Origin of the sequence: Solibacillus merdavium (assembly GCF_014836935.1) — a bacterium.
In the GTDB taxonomy this organism is placed as follows: domain Bacteria; phylum Bacillota; class Bacilli; order Bacillales_A; family Planococcaceae; genus Solibacillus; species Solibacillus ferritrahens.
In genome coordinates this window covers 71,592-94,482 of record NZ_JACSPW010000004.1, presented here as the reverse complement: position 1 = coordinate 94,482, position 22,891 = coordinate 71,592, and the positions used below count along the sequence as shown (strand labels likewise).

The 22,891-nt window shown below is 38.7% G+C and carries 21 protein-coding genes; 20 read left to right on the top strand and 1 reads right to left on the bottom strand.

Annotated elements, in window-relative coordinates:
* Positions 1-3: 3 nt before the first annotated feature.
* The 7 genes from H9632_RS06085 (at position 4) to H9632_RS06055 (ending at position 10,120) form a co-directional block, all read left to right on the top strand.
* A complete protein-coding gene (locus H9632_RS06085; protein WP_191703231.1) occupies positions 4-858 on the top strand; it encodes a 3-hydroxybutyryl-CoA dehydrogenase in 855 nt (284 codons plus the stop codon).
* A 9-nt stretch (positions 859-867) separates the two neighbouring features.
* A complete protein-coding gene (locus H9632_RS06080) occupies positions 868-2,004 on the top strand; it encodes an acyl-CoA dehydrogenase (protein ID WP_191703230.1) in 1,137 nt (378 codons plus the stop codon).
* A 168-nt stretch (positions 2,005-2,172) separates the two neighbouring features.
* A complete protein-coding gene (locus H9632_RS06075) occupies positions 2,173-3,309 on the top strand; it encodes an acyl-CoA dehydrogenase (protein WP_191703229.1) in 1,137 nt (378 codons plus the stop codon).
* 3 nt (positions 3,310-3,312) lie between these two features.
* Positions 3,313-3,948, top strand: coding sequence for a TetR/AcrR family transcriptional regulator (locus H9632_RS06070; protein WP_191703228.1), 636 nt, complete (start codon positions 3,313-3,315; stop codon positions 3,946-3,948).
* Positions 3,949-4,041: 93 nt separating this feature from the next.
* Positions 4,042-7,284, top strand: coding sequence for a fused isobutyryl-CoA mutase/GTPase IcmF (gene icmF / locus H9632_RS06065; protein WP_191703227.1), 3,243 nt, complete (start codon positions 4,042-4,044; stop codon positions 7,282-7,284).
* Between the two features lie 413 nt (positions 7,285-7,697).
* Positions 7,698-8,276, top strand: coding sequence for a DNA-directed RNA polymerase subunit delta (gene rpoE, locus H9632_RS06060; protein ID WP_191703226.1), 579 nt, complete (start codon positions 7,698-7,700; stop codon positions 8,274-8,276).
* A 239-nt stretch (positions 8,277-8,515) separates the two neighbouring features.
* Positions 8,516-10,120, top strand: coding sequence for a CTP synthase (locus tag H9632_RS06055; RefSeq protein ID WP_191703225.1), 1,605 nt, complete (start codon positions 8,516-8,518; stop codon positions 10,118-10,120).
* Between the two features lie 98 nt (positions 10,121-10,218).
* On the opposite strand, the gene H9632_RS06050 is transcribed toward H9632_RS06055, so the two are convergent.
* Positions 10,219-10,782, bottom strand: a complete 564-nt coding sequence (locus H9632_RS06050) for a DUF2529 family protein (protein ID WP_191703224.1) — start codon at positions 10,780-10,782, stop codon at positions 10,219-10,221.
* Between the two features lie 135 nt (positions 10,783-10,917).
* On the opposite strand from H9632_RS06050, the gene H9632_RS06045 reads away from it, so the two are divergent.
* The 13 genes from H9632_RS06045 to H9632_RS05985 all read left to right on the top strand — a co-directional run bounded on the left by H9632_RS06045 (position 10,918) and on the right by H9632_RS05985 (position 22,890).
* Positions 10,918-11,289, top strand: a complete 372-nt coding sequence (locus H9632_RS06045) for a response regulator (protein WP_318247678.1) — start codon at positions 10,918-10,920, stop codon at positions 11,287-11,289.
* A gap of 186 nt (positions 11,290-11,475) precedes the next feature.
* Positions 11,476-12,330, top strand: a complete 855-nt coding sequence (locus tag H9632_RS06040; protein WP_191703222.1) for a class II fructose-bisphosphate aldolase — start codon at positions 11,476-11,478, stop codon at positions 12,328-12,330.
* 138 nt (positions 12,331-12,468) lie between these two features.
* Positions 12,469-13,119 (top strand): fructose-6-phosphate aldolase, encoded by a 651-nt coding sequence (gene fsa / locus H9632_RS06035; RefSeq protein WP_191700789.1) that lies wholly within the window; start codon positions 12,469-12,471, stop codon positions 13,117-13,119.
* A gap of 64 nt (positions 13,120-13,183) precedes the next feature.
* A complete protein-coding gene (locus tag H9632_RS06030; RefSeq protein ID WP_191703221.1) occupies positions 13,184-14,461 on the top strand; it encodes a UDP-N-acetylglucosamine 1-carboxyvinyltransferase in 1,278 nt (425 codons plus the stop codon).
* Between the two features lie 152 nt (positions 14,462-14,613).
* On the top strand, positions 14,614-15,579 hold the full coding sequence (glpX, locus tag H9632_RS06025) for a class II fructose-bisphosphatase (protein WP_191703220.1): 966 nt from the start codon (positions 14,614-14,616) through the stop codon (positions 15,577-15,579).
* Positions 15,580-15,766: 187 nt separating this feature from the next.
* Positions 15,767-17,050 carry a transcription termination factor Rho gene (gene rho / locus H9632_RS06020; RefSeq protein WP_191703219.1) on the top strand — a complete coding sequence of 428 codons (1,284 nt, stop codon included), beginning with the start codon at positions 15,767-15,769 and terminating at the stop codon, positions 17,048-17,050.
* 185 nt (positions 17,051-17,235) lie between these two features.
* Entirely contained in the window at positions 17,236-17,436 is a 201-nt protein-coding gene (gene rpmE, locus H9632_RS06015; RefSeq protein ID WP_191700793.1) for a 50S ribosomal protein L31, read from the top strand.
* 404 nt (positions 17,437-17,840) lie between these two features.
* Positions 17,841-18,413, top strand: a complete 573-nt coding sequence (locus H9632_RS06010; RefSeq protein WP_191703218.1) for a thymidine kinase — start codon at positions 17,841-17,843, stop codon at positions 18,411-18,413.
* 206 nt (positions 18,414-18,619) lie between these two features.
* On the top strand, positions 18,620-19,696 hold the full coding sequence (gene prfA / locus H9632_RS06005; RefSeq protein WP_191703217.1) for a peptide chain release factor 1: 1,077 nt from the start codon (positions 18,620-18,622) through the stop codon (positions 19,694-19,696).
* Complete coding sequence (gene prmC / locus H9632_RS06000) at positions 19,683-20,546, top strand: peptide chain release factor N(5)-glutamine methyltransferase (protein WP_191703216.1); 864 nt, start codon at positions 19,683-19,685, stop codon at positions 20,544-20,546. The genes prfA and prmC overlap by 14 nt, the downstream gene beginning before the upstream one ends.
* A gap of 44 nt (positions 20,547-20,590) precedes the next feature.
* Entirely contained in the window at positions 20,591-21,187 is a 597-nt protein-coding gene (locus H9632_RS05995) for a stage II sporulation protein R (RefSeq protein WP_191703215.1), read from the top strand.
* A gap of 49 nt (positions 21,188-21,236) precedes the next feature.
* The gene (locus H9632_RS05990) at positions 21,237-22,268 is read left to right on the top strand and encodes an L-threonylcarbamoyladenylate synthase (protein ID WP_191703337.1); all 1,032 of its coding nucleotides are present in this window, start codon (positions 21,237-21,239) and stop codon (positions 22,266-22,268) included.
* 124 nt (positions 22,269-22,392) lie between these two features.
* Entirely contained in the window at positions 22,393-22,890 is a 498-nt protein-coding gene (locus H9632_RS05985) for a manganese efflux pump (protein WP_191703214.1), read from the top strand.
* Position 22,891: the final 1 nt, after the last annotated feature.

Below are 22,891 nucleotides of genomic sequence, written 5' to 3'. Positions count from 1 at the left end.
TAAATGACGATTCAAAAAGTTATGGTCATCGGTGCAGGGCAAATGGGTTCCGGGATCGCACAAGTTTGTGCACAAGCAGGCTATGAAGTCATTTTAAATGATATGAAGGATGAGTTTTTCGAACGAGGTCTAAATACCATTACGAAAAACCTGACACGTGATGTAGAAAAAGGTCGGAAAACAGAAGAAGAAAAATCAGCTATATTAGCACGAATTACAAAATCTGTGGCCATTAAGGATGCAAAAAACGCAGACATTATTATTGAAGCGGCCGTTGAAAATATGGATATTAAACAATCAATTTTTAAACAGCTTGATGAAATTGCACCTAAGCATGCGATTTTAGCAACGAATACATCAAGTTTGCCAATTACAGAAATTGCGGCAGTGACTAAGCGTCCGGAACAAGTTATTGGCATGCACTTTATGAATCCTGTACCTGTCATGAAGCTTGTGGAAATTATTCGCGGTCTTGCAACAACAGATGCAGTATATGAAACGGTTGCTGATATGACAAAGCAGCTTGGTAAAACAGGTGTAGAAGTAAATGACTTCCCAGGCTTTATTTCGAATCGTATTTTACTACCAATGATCAATGAAGCGATTTACGCATTGTATGAAGGGGTAGCAACGAAAGAAGCGATTGATGATGTGATGAAGATGGGGATGAATCATCCGATGGGTCCACTCACATTAGCTGATTTTATCGGGCTGGATACATGCTTATCGATTATGGAAATTTTACATGAGGGACTTGGTGATAGTAAGTATCGCCCTTGTCCATTATTACGCAAATATGTGGCAGCCGGCTGGTTAGGCAAAAAGAGCGGCCGAGGTTTCTACATATACGAAAGCTGAGGGACTCCTATGAATCTACAATTTACTGATGAGCAGATAATGATGCGTAACATGGTACGTGATTTTGCCAAAACTGAAATCGAGCCATTTATCGAGCAAATGGAAGCGGGCGAATTCCCCAGGCATTTACTAACGAAAATGGGGGAGCTAGGACTGATGGGCATTACAGCACCTGCTGAATACGGCGGGGCGGAAATGGATTTCACATCTTATATTATTGCTATCCATGAGCTATCGAAAGTAAGTGCAGTGATGGGTGTTATTTTATCAGTCCATACATCTGTTGGCACAAATCCGATTTTGTATTTCGGCAATGATGAACAAAAGAAACAGTATGTACCGAAGCTTGCAAGTGGTGAATATATCGGAGCCTTTTGTTTAACGGAACCAAGTGCAGGAAGTGATGCAGGGTCTTTAAAAACACGGGCAGTTCGAGATGGAGAGCATTATGTTTTGGATGGTGCAAAAGTATTCATTACTAATGGCGGGGAAGCAGATGTCTATATCGTATTTGCTTCTACAAATCCTGAAGCGGGATCACGCGGGATTTCGGCATTTATTGTAGAAAAGAATACACCGGGCCTAATTATCGGCAAAGATGAACGCAAAATGGGACTGCATGGCTCCCGTACAGTACAGCTAACATTTGAAAACATGCGTATTCCTGCACAAAATCTTCTCGGGCAGGAAGGGGAAGGCTTTAAAATCGCAATGGCCAATTTAGATGTAGGTCGAATCGGCATTGCAGCCCAAAGCTTAGGCATTGCCGAAGCTGCGTTGGAAGCTGCGACAAATTATGCAAAAGAGCGCATTCAATTTGGAAAACCGATAGCCCAGCAGCAAGGAGTCGGCTTTAAGCTTGCTGATATGGCCACAGCAGTTGAAGCGGCAAAGCTACTCGTTTACCGGGCTGCAAACTTACGAAGTGAAGGGTTATCATGCGGAAAGGAAGCGTCAATGGCAAAATTATTCGCTTCTCAAACAGCAATGGATACAGCAATCGAAGCGGTACAGATTTTTGGTGGCTATGGCTATACAGAAGAATACCCAGTAGAACGCTATTTCCGCGACGCAAAAGTAACACAAATTTATGAAGGCACAAGCGAAATCCAACGCATCGTTATTAGTAAGCATGTGATTGGGTAGATATTTTTGATAAGTAGTAAGGTTGCTTCTGCGGTGGTAGCAATAAGTTGCCACCATCCTTGGTGCAAAGAACTAGAGACAAACTAGTTTATCTCTAGTTGTTGTCCGCGGAAAGCGTAACCGTAACGGAAATCAACAGTTAATCTAATTTAAAGGGGATATGGGGAAATGAACTTTCAATTATCAGAAGAACACCAACAATTACGCGAAATGATTCGCGACTTTGCAATTAATGAAGTGGCACCAACAGCTGAGCACCGTGATGAACATGAGGAATTTGACCGCGGCATTTTCGACAAAATGGCAGAGCTAGGCTTAACGGGGATTCCATGGCCGGAAGAATACGGTGGTGCAGGCTTTGATTATTTAGCGTACTGTATCGCAGTAGAGGAACTGTCACGAGTATGTGCCTCAACAGGGGTAACATTATCGGCGCATACATCACTAGCAGGCTGGCCGATTTTCAAATTCGGCAATGAAGAGCAAAAGCAAAAGTATTTACGTCCAATGGCAGAAGGTAAAAAAATAGGTGCTTACGGCTTAACAGAGCCAGCATCAGGTTCAGATGCTGGCGGGATGAAGACATACGCGGTAAAAGACGGCGATGACTACATTTTAAATGGCTCAAAAATCTTTATTACAAATGGTGGCATTGCAGATATTTATGTTGTGTTTGCAGTAACAGATCCAGAGGCGAAAAACGGTACAACTGCCTTTATCGTTGAAGCGGATTACCCAGGGTTTTCTGTAGGGAAAAAGGAGAGAAAACTAGGAATTCGTTCATCTCCAACAACGGAAATTATTTTCGATAATTGCCGTGTGCCAAAAGCAAATGTTTTAGGTGAAGAAGGTGAAGGCTTTAAAATTGCCATGAAAACACTTGATGGGGGACGTAACGGAATTGCTGCACAGGCAGTAGGAATTGCCCAGGGTGCATTGGATGCAGCGGTTGACTATGCAAAAGAGCGTGTCCAATTCGGAAAACCAATTACAGCAAACCAAGGTATCTCGTTTAAACTTGCGGATATGGCAACAGAAATCGAAGCTTCACGTTTATTGACGTACCAAGCAGCATGGTTAGAATCAAATGATTTACCATACGGAAAAGCATCTGCAATGGCCAAACTACTTGCCGGAGATACAGCGATGAAGGTAACGACAGAAGCTGTACAGGTTTTCGGTGGCTACGGCTATACAAAAGACTATCCGGTAGAGCGCTATATGCGTGATGCGAAAATTACGCAAATTTATGAGGGCACACAAGAGATTCAACGCCTCGTAATTTCGCGTATGATTACGAAATAATTTATGGCGAATAATGATAAGCTGCATGTCCGATCGTCAATAAAGGATGAAAATAAAATTATAGAGCGGCGCCAGCAAATTATTGATGCAGGTGTGAAGCTCTTTAAGGAAAAAGGCTTCCACCGTGCAACAACACGAGAACTTGCAAAGGCTGCCGGATTTTCAATTGGGACATTGTATGAATATATTCGCACTAAGGAAGATGTTTTATTTTTAGTATGTGACAATATCTTCAATGAAGTGACAGAATGCTTATTGGAATTTCCCTCTGAAATAGGTTCGGTGGCAAGTTTGGAAAAAGCAATCCGTCAATATTATTTGCTCATTGATAAAATGCCTGAAGAGTTTACGATTATGTACCAGGAAACGAAGTCACTGCCGAAAGAAGCAATGCATTATATTCTCGACAAGGAGATGGAAATGGTCGCGATTTTTGAGCGTATACTAAAAGATTGTGTCGACTCTGGTAATTTATCGTTATCAAACGCTGCCATCTATTTGGCAGCGCATCAAATTGTCGTTCAGGGGCAAAGTTGGGCATTCCGTAAATGGGCATTGCAAAAACGCTATACAATTGAGGAATATATTAAATTGCAAACAACAATGTTTTTACAAGGCATTATGCAGTTTGAAAAATAAGAAAGGAAAAAACGCCATGTAGAGCAACTATTTTAGGGAGTTTGCTTTGTATGGTGTTTTTTCACTATTTCACTATAACAAAGGGGTAATAAAATGGGGAAAATTGAAGTATACAAACCAAAAAATTATATTCGCTTCGTTACAGCATCTAGTCTTTTTGATGGTCATGATGCTTCGATTAATATTATGCGACGAATATTACAATCTAGTGGTGCGGAAGTAATTCACTTAGGTCACAACCGTTCAGTAGAGGAAGTTGTTAACGCTGCGATACAGGAAGATGCACAAGGGATAGCGATCTCATCATACCAAGGCGGGCATATGGAATATTTTAAATATATGTATGACCTACTGCGCGAAAAAGGTGCACCACATATTAAGATTTTTGGCGGTGGTGGGGGAGTTATTTTACCGCGTGAAATCAAAGAGCTTCATGAGTACGGAATTGCTGGTATTTTCTCACCGGAGGATGGCCGTCAATTAGGCTTACAAGGAATGATTAATAAAAAGTTGCAAGGCGCGGACTTTTCTACATTAAAGGGAAATTATAAAGAACTTTTAGAAAAGCTGTCGACAAATACACCAGAAATTTTGGCTAATTTAATTACAGCTGCTGAAAATGGTGATGGAGCGGAGATTGAGTCAATGCTGCAGCTTGTGCGCAGCAAGGATTTAAATACACCGGTTATTGGGATTACCGGTACTGGCGGAGCTGGGAAATCTTCGTTAACAGATGAACTAATTCGACGTTTCCTGCAAGAGTTTCCAGATAAAAAGCTGGCTATTATATCAGTCGATCCAACAAAACAAAAAACAGGTGGTGCATTGCTTGGTGACCGTATTCGCATGAATGCCATCTTTAATAATCGCGTTTATATGCGTAGTTTGGCAACACGTGGCTCACATACAGAATTATCAAGCTCAATTGGCGATGTACTCGATGTTGTGCGTGCAGCAGGATTTGACTTAATTCTTGTAGAAACAAGTGGCATTGGGCAAGGGGACGCAGAGATCACAAAATACACAGATCTTTCGATGTATGTAATGACAAGTGAATTTGGTGCTCCAACACAGCTAGAAAAAATCGACATGATTGACTATGCGGATTTAATTGCGATCAATAAATTCGAGCGAAAAGGCTCAGAGGATGCATTGCGCCAAGTCCAAAAACAATTCCAACGTTCACGTGAGCTATGGGAAGAGCCGATTGAGCAAATGCCGGTATTCGGGACGATTGCCTCACAGTTTAACGATTTAGGAACGAACTCATTGTTTGCAGCACTCGTTTCAAAAATCAATGAAAAGTTCGGCTACAATTGGGAAACTTCTTATGAGCAATTTGTGAAAACACAAAAGCAAAATATCGTTATTCCAAATGATCGCCGCTACTACTTACGCGAAATTTCGGAAACAGTGCGCAACTATCATAAGCATGCAGAGCAACAGACAAACCTCGCAACGAAATGGTATCAGCTTGAAGGAACAAAAGCGTTGCTAAATGAAAATGAAACAGCATTAATTTTGTCGATTGATTCTTTATTGGAAGGGGTACAAAATGAACTGACAGCAGAATCAAAGCGTATTCTAAAAAATTGGCAAGCATTAAAAGAAGCATATGCAGGTGATGAGTTAATTACGAAAGTACGCGATAAAGAAATTAAAACCATTTTACGAACAGAGTCTTTGGCCGGCTTGAAAATTCCAAAAGTAGCATTGCCGGGCTTTAAAGATTACGGTGAAATTTTACGCTGGGTTTATAAAGAAAATGTACCAGGGGAATTCCCGTATACAGCAGGGGTGTTTCCATTCAAACGAGAAGGAGAAGATCCGAAACGTCAATTTGCTGGCGAAGGGACACCAGAACGTACAAATAAACGGTTCCATTATTTATCGAAGGATGATGATGCAAAGCGCCTATCAACTGCATTTGACTCAGTAACTCTATATGGGGAGGACCCTCATACACGTCCGGATATTTACGGGAAAGTTGGCGAATCAGGAGTAAGCATATGTACACTTGAAGATATGAAGAAGCTATATGCAGGATTTGACTTATGTGCACCTTCAACTTCTGTTTCGATGACAATTAATGGACCTGCACCGATTATTTTGGCAATGTTTATGAATACAGCAATAGATCAACAAGTACGTAAGCGCGAACAAGAGCTTGGTCGTACATTGACTATGGAAGAATTTACACAAACAAGAGAACAAACGTTACAAGTTGTACGTGGTACGGTACAGGCGGATATATTAAAAGAAGATCAAGGGCAAAACACGTGTATTTTCTCAACAGAATTTGCTTTACGGATGATGGGTGATATTCAACAATATTTCATCGATCATAAAGTCCGCAACTACTATTCGGTTTCAATTTCGGGTTATCATATTGCTGAAGCAGGGGCAAATCCAATTTCGCAACTAGCATTTACACTTGCAAATGGCTTTACGTATGTAGAATATTATTTAAGTCGTGGTATGCATATTGACGATTTCGCACCTAACTTAAGCTTTTTCTTCTCGAATGGACTGGATCCTGAATATACTGTAATTGGTCGTGTAGCACGTCGAATCTGGGCAGTCGTTATGCGTGAAAAGTATGGTGCAAATGAACGCTCACAAAAACTGAAGTATCATATCCAAACATCCGGTCGTAGCCTACACGCACAAGAAATCGATTTCAATGATATTCGTACAACATTACAGGCATTAATGGCTTTACAAGATAATTGTAATTCATTGCATACGAATGCATACGATGAGGCAATAACTACTCCTACAGAAGAATCGGTACGTCGTGCAATGGCGATTCAAATGATTATTACAAAAGAGCATGGTCTATCTAAAAATGAGAACCCTTTACAAGGCGCTTTCGTTATTGAAGAGCTTACACAATTGGTGGAGCATGCGGTGCTGGAGGAGTTTGATCGCATGAATGATCGAGGTGGTGTTCTTGGTGCGATGGAAACGCAGTATCAGCGCGGAAAAATTCAGGAAGAATCCATGTACTACGAGCATTTAAAGCATTCAGGACAACTGCCGATTATTGGGGTGAATACGTACCTAAATCCAAATCCGCCTTCTGAGGATACAATCAATAATATGGAGATTGCACGTGCCTCAAAAGAGGAAAAGGATTTACAAATTGCTAACTTAGAAAGCTTTAAAGGTGCGAATACTCATATTTGTGCTGAAGCACTTAGTAAATTAAAGGAAGTCGCAAAAACGGGTGGCAATATTTTCGAAGAGCTTATGGAAACAGTAAAAGTAGCAAGCTTAGGGCAAATTACACAAGCTCTCTATGAAGTAGGAGGGCAATACCGACGCAATATGTAATAGAAAAAAGCAAAAAATCACTAATATTTTGCAAAAATTGCAAATAAATTAATTTGTCATACCACGGGGACAGTAAATTTCGTTATACTAGTAAACACATGATATTTTAAAGGAAGAAGGTGCGGCATGGTGCAGCAATATTTACATTACATTTTAATATTAGCATGCCTTATCGCAACCTTCTTTTTATACAACCAGCAATTAGCTGCAATTCCTTTACTGATATTATCATTCATTTTATTTTATGTAGCATATAAAAAAGCAACAAATTTAAAAAACAAGAAATGAAACTAGCATAGTGATGGCATGTTTGTATATAATGGGTATTATGCTTATCTTCATTCGGCCAATGTTTGAGTATGGTTGAATGAACATAGTGCCTGGATAAATAGATATGTAAGATAAGAAAGGACGTGCACGATTTGAACTTTCGTGGTTTGACAGATGAACAATTAGCAGAAGAGTCATTAATCGACTTAGCATACGCACTACTAGAAGAAAAAAAACAAGCAATGCCTTTAAATGAATTATTAAAAGGAATCCAACAATTAAATGGTATTTCCGATGCAGACTTAAAATCTCGTTTAGTGCAATTTTATACTGACTTAAATGTAGAAGGGCGTTTCTTATTAAACCAGGAAAATGGTTGGGGATTACGTGAATGGTATAAAGTAGAAACAATCGAGGAAGAAACTGCACCGACTATTAAGACGCGTAAAAAGAAAGCAAAAGTCGCGGATGACGAAGATGAAGAAGTACTTGACCTTGAAGAAGAGGATGTATTATTCGAGGAAGATTATGATGAATTCGTAGATGAAGAAGACGACGAAGATGAAGTAGAAGATGAAATCGACTTTGTAGAAGAAGACATCGAAGAAATTGATCCGGACATTGATGAAGAGCTTATCGATGAAGATGATACATTTATTATCGAAGATGACGACGAAGATGAATTGGATGAAGAACTGGAAGATGAAGAAGATTTAAAATAATTAGTGTTTCAATTGGAAAATTGAAAGTACTTGACTTCTTTTTCAGTTACGTATAATCTTTTACTTGGGCTCCTTTAAAAAGGAGATTGACCGTATAAGTAATACGCTCCCCCTGCAAACTGATGCAGGAGGAGCGTTTTTTATTTTTTCATGTGTATATTAGAAAAACATTCACTTACTTCTAGCAAGTAACAGGGTGTTTTTCTAATTTGTTTTAGAAAGAAGGAGGAAATTATTATATGACAAAGTATATATTTGTAACAGGTGGAGTAGTATCCTCTCTTGGTAAAGGGATCGTAGCCGCTTCTTTAGGACGTTTATTAAAAAACCGCGGTTTGGAAGTAACAATTCAAAAATTTGATCCGTATTTAAACATTGATCCAGGTACAATGAGCCCTTACCAGCACGGTGAAGTTTTCGTTACTGATGATGGCGCAGAGGCAGATTTAGACTTAGGACACTATGAGCGTTTTATTGATATTAATCTTGGGAAACACTCAACAGTAACTTCTGGTAAAGTGTATCAGTCTGTATTGAATAAAGAGCGCCGTGGTGATTACAACGGTGGTACAGTTCAAGTAATTCCTCACGTAACAAATGAAATTAAAGACCGTATTCAACGTGCAGGCCGTGAAACTTCAGCGGATGTCGTAATTACGGAAATTGGTGGTACAGTAGGTGACTTCGAATCTCTTTCTTTCCTAGAAGCCATTCGTCAAATGCGTCGTGACCTAGGTCATGAAAATGTTATGTATATCCACTGTACATTAATGCCTTACATCGCGGCTGCAGGAGAAATGAAAACAAAACCAACGCAGCACTCTGTAAAAGAGTTACGTTCATTAGGTATTCAGCCAAACATTATCGTTTTACGTACTGAACAGCCGGTACCTCAGGATATGAAAGAGAAAATCGCGCTATTCTGTGACGTGCAATCTTCTGATATTATCGAATCCCGTGATGCTGAACATTTATATGAAGTGCCACTAAACTTACATGCACAAGGATTCGACCAAATCGTTCTTGACCACTTCCGCATTAGCGCACCACAGGCAAATATGGAAGATTGGAAAGACCTTGTACATTTAGTGAAAAACCTGGAGCATAAAACACGTATCGCTTTAGTTGGTAAATATGTAGAGCTTCAAGATGCGTATATTTCAGTAGTAGAAGCATTAAAGCATGCAGGTTATGTTTACAATTCAGATATCGAAATTGACTGGATCAATGCTGAACATATTACAGCTGAAAACGTGGAGCAATTACTGGGACAAGCGGACGGCATTTTAGTGCCAGGTGGTTTCGGTGACCGCGGTGTTGAAGGAAAGATCGAATCTATTCGTTATGCTCGTGAAAATGACATCCCATTCTTCGGTATTTGTTTAGGAATGCAGATGGCTACTGTAGAATTTGCGCGTAATGTAATGGGCTTAGATGGTGCACATTCAACTGAATTGGATAAAACTACGAAGTACCCGATTATTGATTTCCTGCCAGATCAATCTGAGGATACAGATTTAGGCGGTACATTACGTCTTGGACTATATCCATGTAAATTAAAAGAAGGATCACGTGCACGCACGGCCTACAACGGTGAAGAGTTGGTGTATGAACGTCACCGTCACCGCTACGAGTTTAACAATGAATTCCGTGAAGCAATGGAAGCGGAAGGTATGGTATTCTCAGGCGTATCACCTGATAACAAGTTAGTAGAAATCATTGAATTACCAGAGAAAAAATTCTTTGTGGCTGGTCAATTCCACCCAGAATTAATTTCTCGTCCACAACGTCCACAGCCATTATTCCGTGAGTTTGTTGGAGCAGCGTTTAATAACCGAAAATAACAGTTCAGAAGCGTGTCCTATTTAAATGGGGCACGCTTTTTTTAAAAGTAAAAAACGATCCCTATACGTAGTGAAACGTAATAAGAATCGTTTATTAGTTAAGCAAAAGGAGAAATAGATTCCTCTTCTTCATCTTCGTCATCATCGACCAGCATTTCATCAAATTCCATTTTAATCGCCTCATAAATATATAAAGCAGCCATTAAATGAGGGAATACGATTCGCTCACCAAGATTGGTTGGATGGGGTAAAATTCCACCACGTACTTTTAATGAAATATAAGTATATGCAAGCTCGCTTAAAAGATTGCCAGTCTCAGCAACCTCACTTGCCACAGCTGCAAAGGGAATAAAGTTATCATGCAGTTTTTGCGCGAGCTTTAACGCTTGTTCATCCGTAGCGTGCTGCGTAAAAATAATGAGACGATCAGCAGGCAACAGCTCAACCTCATCCGTATAACGAGCAAATTTTGCAAAAGGACTGGCACCAAGCTCTGCATGGATTGTGACAGCTTCCATTTCACCAAAAGCAGCAAAGTAAATAGTTCCTTGCCCGATAGCTGCCTGTGCCAATAAACGGGCTGTTTCCTCAATAGGCTCTTCTTCGGACTGTTGAATGCGCTGAAATAGCCCTGTTAATTGAGTAGTTAAAATTTTAGACATAATTTCACCTCAAAGCTATTATAAAATTGTGCTCAAGAAAAAGCAAAATCGTATATACTTATTGTAAAAGAAGGAAAAAAAAGATAAAAATTGAATTTAGTAATATAAAATCAATATCGTAAATGGGGAATGACTATGAGGGAAATATTAATCGTAGATGATCAAAGAGGAATAAGGTTACTGTTAAATGAATTATTTAAAAAAGAAGGATTTATAACACATTTGGCTGCAAACGGTTATGATGCATTAAAAATAGCAGAGGAAAATGCAGTAGATTGCGTTTTGTTGGATATGAAAATCCCTGGAATGGATGGATTGGAAATATTAGCTCGTCTAAAAAGCAAAAATTCCTACTTACCGGTTATAATGATGACAGCGTACGTTGAACAACATATGATTGATACCGCAACAGAACTAGGTGTGACAAAGTACTTTTCTAAGCCATTCAATATATTTGAAATACGTGATGAAGTAAAAAAAATATTAAAGATTCACGAAAAAATATAAATGAACCCGTGAGCAGGCAGTAGCGCATACTGTCTGTTTTTGTTATGATTAATCTGAATGTTTTTATCAATTCATGTGAACTTGCATAGAATTGACAATAGAAAAATTACTTAAAAAAAGCATAATGCACAAACTACGTTTTTCTAGTAGCAAACTATTTATGTATCTTCGAGGAGGATTTTAATAATGCCGTTAGTTTCAATGAAAGAAATGTTAATTAAAGCAAAAGCAGAAAATTATGCAGTTGGTCAGTTCAATATTAACAACTTAGAGTGGACACAAGCTATTCTACAGGCAGCAGAAGAAGAAAAATCACCGGTTATTTTAGGTGTTTCTGAAGGTGCCGGTAAATATATGGGCGGATTCATCGCTGTTGTAAAAATGGTTGAGGGCTTAATGGAAAGCTATAAAACAACAGTTCCAGTTGCCATTCATTTAGACCATGGTTCGAGCTTCGATAAATGTAAAGAAGCAATCGATGCTGGCTTTACTTCTGTTATGATTGACGCTTCCCATCATCCATACGAAGAAAATGTAGAAACGACAAAAACAGTTGTTGAATATGCACATGCAAAAGGTGTTTCTGTAGAGGCTGAATTGGGTACTGTAGGTGGAGAAGAAGATGGTGTTATCGGTGGTATTATGTATGCAAATCCACAAGAGTGTAAAGCTTTAGTGGAAGCTACAGGAATTGATTGCCTGGCACCTGCACTAGGTTCAGTTCACGGTCCTTATAAAGGGGAACCAAACTTAGGTTTCACTGAAATGGAAGAAATTTCTACACTGACGGATGTACCTTTAGTTTTACATGGTGGTACTGGAATTCCAACAAAGGATATTCAACGTTCTATCTCTTTAGGTACAGCTAAAATTAACGTAAATACAGAAAATCAAATCGCGGCGACTAAAGTAATCCGTGAATTTTTGGATGGCGACAAGAAAACATATGACCCACGCAAATATTTAGGCCCGGCTCGTGAAGCGATTAAAGCAACAGTAATCGGAAAAATGCGTGAATTCGGTAGCGCGGGGAAAGCTTAACAAATAAATGATTCCACAAAAGAAATGGGCAATAGTAGCGCACTTTTCTTTGTGAACACTTGTTTTCAACTTCAAGCATCTCGTTCACAATTGGGCGGGATGTGTTTTTCTAAGTACACATAAATCGGAGGACATATAATGAAATTTTTTATTGATACAGCAAACTTTGACGAGATTAAAGAAGCATACTCTTGGGGGATTCTTTCAGGTGTAACAACGAACCCATCATTAGTAGCAAAAGAATCAGGTGTAAATTTCCACGATCGCTTACGTGAAATCGCGGAATTAGTAAACGGATCGGTGTCTGGTGAGGTTATCTCTTTAGACGCTGAAGGAATGATTCGTGAAGGGGAAGAATTAGCAGCGATTCATCCAAATATCACTGTAAAACTGCCGATGACTCCAGACGGTTTAAAAGCATGTAAACACTTCTCTGAAAAAGGGATTAAAACAAATGTGACATTAATTTTCTCTGCAAACCAAGCATTAATGGCCGCTCGTGCTGGCGCATCATATGTATCTCCATTTTTAGGACGCTTAGATGATATTGGTCAAGACGGTGTTGAATTAATTCGTGAAATTGCTGAAATGTTTGCAATCCATGAGATTGATACTGAAATAATTGCTGCTTCTATTCGTCATCCACAACATATTACGCAAGCTGCATTGGCAGGTGCCCATATTGCAACGACACCATACAAAGTTTTACAGCAACTGTTTAACCATCCATTAACAGCCAAAGGAATTGAAGGATTTTTAGCGGATTGGGCAAAGCGTGAAGGGAAATAATAAGAATACTTCACAGCAATCTGGTTCATTGTGAAATTTGTCCAATTATAAGGGAGAACACAAAATGGATGTATTTAAAATTCAAGGCGGACGTCGACTAAAAGGGAAAATTACTGTTAGTGGTGCAAAAAATAGTGCAGTTGCTTTAATTCCTGCATCAATTTTGGCGGATTCTTCCGTTACAATTGGAGGAATTCCAGAGATTTCGGATGCGTGGACATTAAAAGCACTGTTGGAAGAAATCGGTGGCGAAGTAACGTTTGAAGATGGAAAGATGACAATCGATCCTTCAAAAATGGTAGCAATGCCACTTCCTAATGGCAATGTAAAAAAATTACGGGCATCCTACTATATGATGGGTGCAATGTTAGGACGTTTTAAGCAAGCTGTTATTGGTTTGCCAGGAGGCTGTTTTTTAGGCCCACGTCCAATTGATCAGCATATTAAGGGATTTGAAGCGTTAGGCGCAAAAGTGACGAATGAGCACGGTGCAATTTATTTGCGTGCGGATGAATTGATCGGTGCAAAAATTTATTTAGACGTGGCTAGTGTAGGGGCGACAATTAATATTATGCTGGCTGCAGTGCGGGCAAAAGGTAAAACTACTATTGAAAACGCTGCTAAAGAGCCTGAAATTATTGATGTTGCGACACTTTTAACTAATATGGGTGCCAATATTAAAGGTGCTGGAACGAGTGTTATACGTATTGAAGGCGTCGATGAGCTAAAAGGAACAAAACATACGATTATTCCAGATCGAATTGAAGCTGCAACATTTATGATAATGGCAGCGGCAATTGGTGATGGTGTAGTAATAGATAATGTTATTCCCCTGCATTTAGAGGCAGTGACAGCGAAGCTTCGTGAAATGGGCGTAATTGTAGAAGAAAACGAAGAAAGCATGTACATTCCAAAGCAAACGAACCTACAAGCAGTTGATGTTAAAACACTTGTATATCCAGGATTTCCAACCGATGTACAGCAACCATTATCTGTATTAATGACTCAGGCAGAAGGTACTTCAATGATAACGGACACAATTTATTCTGCACGCTTCAAACATATTGATGAATTACGTCGCATGAGTGCAAAAGCACGAGTAGAAGGAAATACGGCAATTATACAAGGACCTGTTTCTTTAGAAGGATCGGCAGTAACAGCAACAGACCTGCGTGCAGGTGCAGCATTGGTTTTAGCCGGTTTAATTGCAAAAGGCGAGACAGAAATTCATGATATTCATCATATAGAGCGTGGGTATAGTTCATTAATTGAAAAGTTATGTGCATTAGGTGCAAATATCCGAAAAGAGTCATCTGTCATTAATACGAATAATAAAGCATAAAATTTGCCATAATTGATGAGCAAATTAGCGCACCTTTAAAATATGTTAAAATTAAATTCGAAAAAAATAGTAAGTAAATTATACAATTACAAAACAGCGGTTTTTAATGCTGTTAAAATCGGCTTTACCCGATTACAGGAGGCAAACACAAAATGGAACGTAGTTTATCAATGGAAGTAGTACGTGTAACAGAAGCAGCAGCGATTGCATCAGCGAAATGGATGGGACGCGGACTTAAAAATGAAGCAGATGACGCAGCAACAACAGCGATGCGTGTTATGTTTGATACAATCCCAATGCATGCGACAGTTGTAATTGGCGAAGGAGAAATGGATGAGGCACCGATGCTTTATATCGGTGAAGAATTAGGGCTTCGAAATGGCGGACCTGAAGTTGATATCGCAGTGGATCCATTAGAAGGTACGAATATCGTAGCAAAAGGAACAAATGGCGCGATGACTGTACTGGCTATTGCAGACCGTGGGAACCTTTTAAACGCACCGGATATGTATATGGATAAAATTGCAGTAGGTCCAGAAGCAGCAGGTAAAGTTGATATTAACGCATCTGTTACTTATAACCTACTGCAAGTAGCGAAGGCAAAAAATAAAGATGTTTCTGATGTCGTAGCAACTCTTTTAGATCGTCCTCGTCATCAGCATATTGTTGATGAAATCCGTGAAACAGGTGCTCGTATTAAATTTATCCAAGATGGCGATGTAGCCGCTGCGATTAATACAGCTTTTGACGAAACAGGTATCGACATTATGTTTGGTATGGGTGGCGCTCCAGAAGGTGTTATCGCAGCTGTAGCTTTAAAATGTTTAGGTGGCGATTTCCAAGCTAAACTAGTTCCGGAAGATGAAGAACAGCTGGAACGTTGCAAAAAGATGGGGATCGACGTAGATAAAGTGTTAATGATGGAAGATTTAGTTAAGGGCGACGATGCAATTTTTGCAGCAACAGCTGTTACTGACTCAGAACTTTTACGTGGTGTTCAATATAAAGGTTCCTATGCACTGACACATTCGGTTGTTATGCGCGCAAAAACTGGTACAGTACGCTTTATCGAAGGGCGCCACAGCATTGACAAAAAGCCAAAGTACGGTCAACTCTAACTTCTCATATATTGTAATTAACATAGAAAATGCCCATTTTCATTTAATTTACGATATTATATAATAAATGCCCGGTATAATAGCCGGGCATCTTTCAAATAAATTAATCTTCTTCCAACGCACATTCCTAAATTTTCTACATGTAAAAGCCCAAAAATTTAAATTATTAATAGACTGGAGAAAACCTATGACAGCATTAACCATTGCTCAATTAGAAAGCATGACATTAAAAGAATTATATGCTTTAGCGAAGCAATTTAAAGTAATGAATGCTAGTAAGCTAAATAAAAAGGAACTTATTTTTGCAATTTTAAAATCACGCTCTGAACAGGAAGGCTTCTTTTTCATGGAAGGTGTTTTAGAAATCATTCCTACGGATGGCTTCGGATTTTTACGCCCGATTAACTATTCCCCTTCGAAAGAGGACATTTATATTTCAGCGTCGCAAATTCGTCGTTTTGATTTGCGAAATGGAGATAAAGTATCAGGAAAGGTTCGTCCGCCAAAAGAAAATGAACGCTATTATGGATTATTGCAAGTTGATGCAGTAAATGGCGAAGATCCAGAAGTAGCCAAAGAGCGAGTGCATTTCCCTGCATTAACGCCGCTTTATCCGGACCGTCATATTAAATTGGAAACAGTACCTGCAAAACTTTCAACACGAATTATGGATTTAGTAGCTCCTGTTGGATTTGGTCAACGTGGATTAATTGTAGCACCGCCAAAAGCAGGTAAAACTTCTTTATTAAAGGAAATTGCCAATGCCATTACGACAAATCATCCGGAAGCGGAACTTATCGTATTATTAATTGATGAGCGTCCAGAGGAAGTAACGGATATCGAGCGCTCAGTAAATGCAGATGTTGTTTCATCCACTTTTGATGAAGTGCCGGAAAACCATATAAAAGTAGCGGAAATTGTACTGGAACGTGCACGACGTTTAGTAGAACATAAGCGAGATGTAATTATTTTAATGGATTCAATTACGCGTTTAGCACGTGCTTACAACTTAGTCATTCCGCCAAGTGGCCGTACACTTTCAGGGGGTATTGACCCAGCTGCATTCCATCGTCCAAAACGTTTCTTCGGTTCGGCTCGTAATATCGAAGAGGGTGGTAGTTTAACAATTTTGGCGACTGCTCTTGTCGAAACAGGTAGCCGTATGGATGAAGTGATTTACGAGGAGTTTAAAGGAACGGGTAACTTGGAATTACACTTAGACCGTAGCTTGGCAGAGCGCCGTATATTCCCTGCATTGGATATCCGCCGTTCGGGTACGCGTAAAGAAGAGCTTCTTATTCCAAAAGATCAGTTGGATAAGTTATGGGCAATCCGTAAAACATTTAGTGATTCCCATGATTTCGGCGAGAAGTTTTTACGTAAAATACGCACTACGAAATCAAACGAAGAATTTTTCGAAAAGCTAGATACAGATATGAAAAAGGCAACGAACGGTAAAGGGTTATTATAATCGTTTACTTAGTAAAAAATAGTTGCAACCTATTTTAATTGTTGCTATAATTCATTAGGTATGAAACGTGCACATATATAGCTGACCTCAACACATTACGTATGTAGTGACATATTCGGGCTATGTAAGGTGCAGTTCGAAAATACTCTGTTCCGGATGGTTCAGGGCGAGAGGAGAAAACGAATATGAAACAAGGTATCCACCCAGATTACAAAGTAGCAACAGTAACTTGCTCTTGTGGTAATTCTTTTGAAACAGGTTCAGTTAAAGAAAAGATCTCAATCGAGTTCTGTAACGAATGTCACCCATTCTACACAGGTCGTCAAAAGTTCGCTTCTGCTGACGGACGTGTTGATAAGTTCAACAAAAAATATGGTATGAAATAATACCTTAACCCATTTCCACGTTGTTGGAGATGGGTTTTTTGATTTTTATAATGAGTAAAATAATTTTATTAGAACATATTGTGTAGTTATTAGAAAACTTTTAAGGTTATTAGCAGGTCTGAATAGTATATTCGAAAACGGAGATCTTATATTAGAAGATGTACATATTTTATTAGAAAATCCGAGGTTTATTAGAAAATATAAAATTATATTAGAAGGAAATTTGATTATATTAGAAATTTTTCACACAAGTTTTCTTAAAGATAAATAATAAGTACAACATCTTTTACAATAGACGAATCATGAAAAAATAGCTAAGATAAAAGAAGAATAATAAAAAGTAAAACCTTGAGTAGGCACTCAAGGTTTTTGTCTGTAATTACGTGGAGAAACGAGGAATTAAAATGGCTCAATTATTTTATAAACATGGTGCAATGAACAGCGGTAAATCGATTGAAATTTTAAAAGTTGCCCACAATTATGAAGAACAAAATAAATCGGTTCTTATATTTACATCAGGTATTGATACACGTGATGAAGTAGGGATGGTCTCAAGTCGAATTGGTTTAAAGCGCCCGGCAATCGCCGTTTTTAATGATACAAATATTTATGAGATCGTCAAAAATCATGAAGGGAAATTATATTGTGTACTCGTTGATGAAGTCCAATTTTTATCAAAAGAGCATGTCCTTCAATTGACTCAAATTGTCGATGAGTTGAATATACCTGTTATGGGCTTCGGTTTGAAAAATGATTTCCAAAATGAACTGTTTGAAGGTAGCCGTTATATGACGATTTATGCTGATAAAATTGAGGAAATGAAAACAATCTGCTGGTTCTGCCATAAAAAGGCGACGATGAATTTAAGAGTAGATGAAAGCAAAAAACCGGTTCGTACAGGTGATCAAATACAAATTGGGGGTAATGATAGTTATTATCCCGTTTGTCGCAAATGCCATTCAAACCCACCTTTATAACTTCATGCATAAAGTATAGATTACAAAGAAAATTGGAAACCTAAATGTATTTATGGAAAGGTGTAAAGTTATGAATAAAGTTCGCCGTAGAGGTAGCAACAACCGTGAAATTTCTTTATACTAGTAAAGGTGCATTTTAACATGACTCGGGAAATGACGAGCTGATATAAAATAATTTAAAAATAAATTTTAGAGGTGAAATACAAATGTTTGATCGTTTACAGGCGGTTGAGGACCGATATGAAAGATTAAATGAATTACTGAGTGACCCGGAAATCGTAAGTGATTCGAACAAATTACGTGAGTATTCAAAAGAGCAATCCGATATTCAGGAAATGGTGGAAGTATACCGTGAATACAAATCGGTAAAAGAGCAACTGGCGGATACACGTGAGTTAATTGAAATGGAAAAAGATGCTGAAATGCTTGAAATGATGAAGGAAGAGTTTAATGACTTAAATAAACAAGTTCCGGATTTAGAAGAACGTCTACGTATTTTATTAATTCCGAAAGACCCGAACGATTCGAAAAACGTAATTATGGAAATACGCGGTGCTGCAGGCGGTGACGAGGCCAATATTTTTGCAGGTGACCTGTTCCGTATGTATACACGTTATGCAGAAACGCAAGGTTGGAAAGTGGATGTAATGGAAGCTACACCAAATCCGGCAGGCGGCTATAAAGAGGTAATCTTGATGATTAATGGTCAAGGTGCGTATTCGAAATTCAAATATGAAAACGGCGCACACCGTGTTCAGCGTGTACCGGCGACAGAATCACAAGGCCGTATTCATACATCAACTGCAACGGTAGCATGTTTACCGGAAGTGCATGTAGAAGATGTGGAAATTCATGAAAAAGATATCCGTGTTGATACATTCGCTTCATCAGGTGCTGGTGGTCAATCAGTAAATACAACGATGTCCGCTGTCCGTATGACCCACTTACCAACTGGGGTTGTCGTTTCGATGCAGGATGAGCGTTCACAAATTAAAAACCGTGAAAAAGCGATGAAAATTTTAGTAGCCCGTGTAGCAGATAAACACCGTCAAGAAGCACAGGCAGAAATCGATGCAACACGTAAGACAGCAGTAGGAACAGGCGACCGTTCTGAGCGTATTCGTACTTACAACTATCCACAAAACCGAGTAACAGATCACAGAATTGGCTTAACGATTCAAAAACTTGATCAAATTGTTGAAGGTAAGCTGGATGAAATTATCGATGCACTCATTTTAGATGAGCAAGCAACACGCTTATCGAACTTGAATGAAGATGCATAAAACAATTTTTGAGGCCCTGAATGGGGCTTCTTCTTTTTTAGAGGAAAATGGTCGCGAAGGCAATGCCGCAAGATTACTCTTGCAGCATATTTTACAGACAAATTATTCAGGGTTGATGATGAAAATGCATGATCCCCTATTGATAGAACACCAACAGCAATTTGACGCTTATTTACAGGAGCATATTAAAGGACGGCCTATACAATACATTACAGGTGTAGAAGAATTTTATGGTCGTACTTACAATGTGGATGAGTCCGTTTTAATTCCACGCCCTGAAACAGAAGAGTTGATTGTGGGTACAATAGAGCGGATGCAAAAGCTATTTGGTGAAAAAAAAGAACTTAAATTTGCCGATATCGGAACAGGTAGTGGAGCAATCGCTATTACGATGAAAAAAGAATGCCCAAATCTTGATGTAACAGCGACGGATATTTCGGAGTCCGCATTGGAAACAGCAAAGAAAAATGCAGCGCAACTTCACGCGCAAATTACATTTAAGCAGGGCGATCTAACAGCACCGATTACCAATGAAAAGTGGGATATCGTATTATCCAATCCCCCGTATATCGCTTTTGATGAGATGAAGGACATGTCCGATGTTGTCGTTGCACATGAACCGCATAGTGCGTTATTTGCAGAGGAAAATGGGCTGTTGCTTTATCGTAAACTAGCAGAAAATTTACCGGCAATTATGAATACACCTGCCTTAATCGGACTTGAAATTGGCTATACACAGGGAGAAGCTGTAGCAGAATTTTTCAAAAAAAGCTTCCCGAAAGCATGTGTAACAGTAGTTAAAGATATAAATAAAAAAGATCGAATAATTTTTTGTGAGATTAGTGATTAAAAACTAGATTCCTTGTTAACAATGGTTTGCAAGGGGGAATGAAAATGTTACATGATTACGATATTCAAAGTGAATCCAATCTTTTTTTAGCAATTGCTAAATTACTAATAAGTGTGTTGTTTATATATAGTGCTGCCTGTATCGTACCTGACTTTGTAGAGGAATTACGAGAAGGGCAGGCGCTAAGTGGTGAGGAACTAAAAATCCGTGTCATTGCAAATAGTTCAACAAAAGCTGATCAATTAGTAAAGTATGAGGTCGTAGAAACAATACAAGCTTATATGCAAGATACATCAGATTTTTCGGAAGATATCCACAGTGTGGAAAAGATTTATCAAGAAATTCAGAAAAATTACCCACAATTAAAAGTTTCGTATAACTTTGGGGATAACTTAATGCCTCCAAAATGGTATTTGGGACAATTTTATCCACAAAACAAATATTATTCTGTTAATTTTGTTATTGGACAAGGGCGGGGTGAAAATTGGTTCTGTGCAGTGTTTCCAACGCTTTGCAAAAATAATGAACCAACGAAAACGGAACGACCAACCTTTTATATTTCTGAGTGGTGGAAAAAAAATAAATTAAAAAATAATCAACAGAAAATAAGAGAATATACACAGGATGCTGTTAGTTATTAACAAATTGTGGATAATATTTTGAAATCCTTATAGAAAGGGGGTTGGAATGATGCAAACCTTACAATTACCTGTGGATGATTTTGTGGATAATTCAGAAAATTATACACAAGCTGTGGATTTGTTGGAAAAGGGAGAAGTTGTAGCGTTTCCGACAGAAACAGTTTACGGGTTGGGTGCAGTTGCAACAGATGAAAAAGCAGTGAAAAAAATATTTGATGCAAAAGGTCGTCCTTCCGATAATCCGCTTATTGTACATATTGGCACAGCGGAAGAAATATCCCTCTATACATCATATATTCCTGAAGTTGCCAAAATATGCATGGAGGCTTTTTGGCCGGGTCCACTCACAATTGTCATGCAGGCAAAACCAAATGTATTGGCACCGAGCGTGACAGCGGGATTAGATACAGTTGGAATCCGTATGCCAAACCACCCGGTGGCACTCAAACTGCTGCAAACTTTAAAAGCACCATTAGCGGCACCAAGTGCAAACCGCAGTGGGAAGCCAAGTCCGACAAAAGCTGATCATGTATTCGAAGATTTGCAGGGCATCATCCCATGTATTTTAGATGGTGGGATGACAGGAATCGGTGTAGAATCAACCGTCCTTGATGTCACGTTAGATACGCCTGTTATTTTACGACCAGGTGGTGTGACAAAAGAAATGCTGGAAGCGGTAATCGGTCCGGTAGTTGAGCCAAGCATTGAACAGCAAAAGATTGAGTCGACACCAAAAGCACCAGGGATGAAATATACCCATTATGCACCGAATGCACCTGTGTATTTAATAGATGCAGATAAAGAAACAATTGAAAATGCATTAGGGCAATTGAAATCCGAGCATAAAGTTGCTCTATTGGCACCAGAAAGCTTTAAAGATATACAAGCAGATTACTATTTTTCTTTTGGTGAAGCACATAATCTTGAACAAATGAGTGCGACATTGTACGATGCTTTACGCGCTTGTGATAAAACTGATGCTACAATTATTTTAGCAACGGCTACAACAAAATCCGGGGTAGGTACTGCAATTATGAACCGCTTAGAAAAAGCAGCTGGCGGCAATTGGTATACACTTTAATAATCTTCTCGACCACATTCTGCAGAAATTTGTAGGTGTGGTTTTTTTGTTTGTACAAAACAGTAGGATATTTTTAATTGGAAAAGCATAAATTACAACAGCGCATAGAGGAAGAGGGGAAAAAATGCAGGAAGTGGTTGCTGGGATATTAATGTCGTTTGATGTCGTTGCACTTTATTTAATTGCTACAAATGTTAAATCAAAATGGTTATTAGCGTTATGGACGGCATTATTACATATGATTTTCCCGTTGATAGGATACCGTTTTGGAGAATGGATAGCCGTTTATTTAAATAACTGGGCGACAAGCCTTTCTACAATATTACTATTCTTTGTTGGTTTGCAATTACTGCTCTCAAAAAAAGATGAAAGTTTCCCTGCCATATCTTTACCGATTATTGCCATATTTGCGAGCATTGATACCTTTTCAGTTAGCCTATCTTTTGGTATGCTAAATTTAGAAAAATATGTTTTTATTATAAGTGCAGGGTTATCCACATTTTTTTTATCCTATGCGGCTTTAGTAGTAGCGCAAAAAACTACTATTTTGAGAAATAACGCATTAAAGAAAATTGCGGGATTATTACTGATTATAATGAGTGTTTTGTTATTAAAATGGTAGA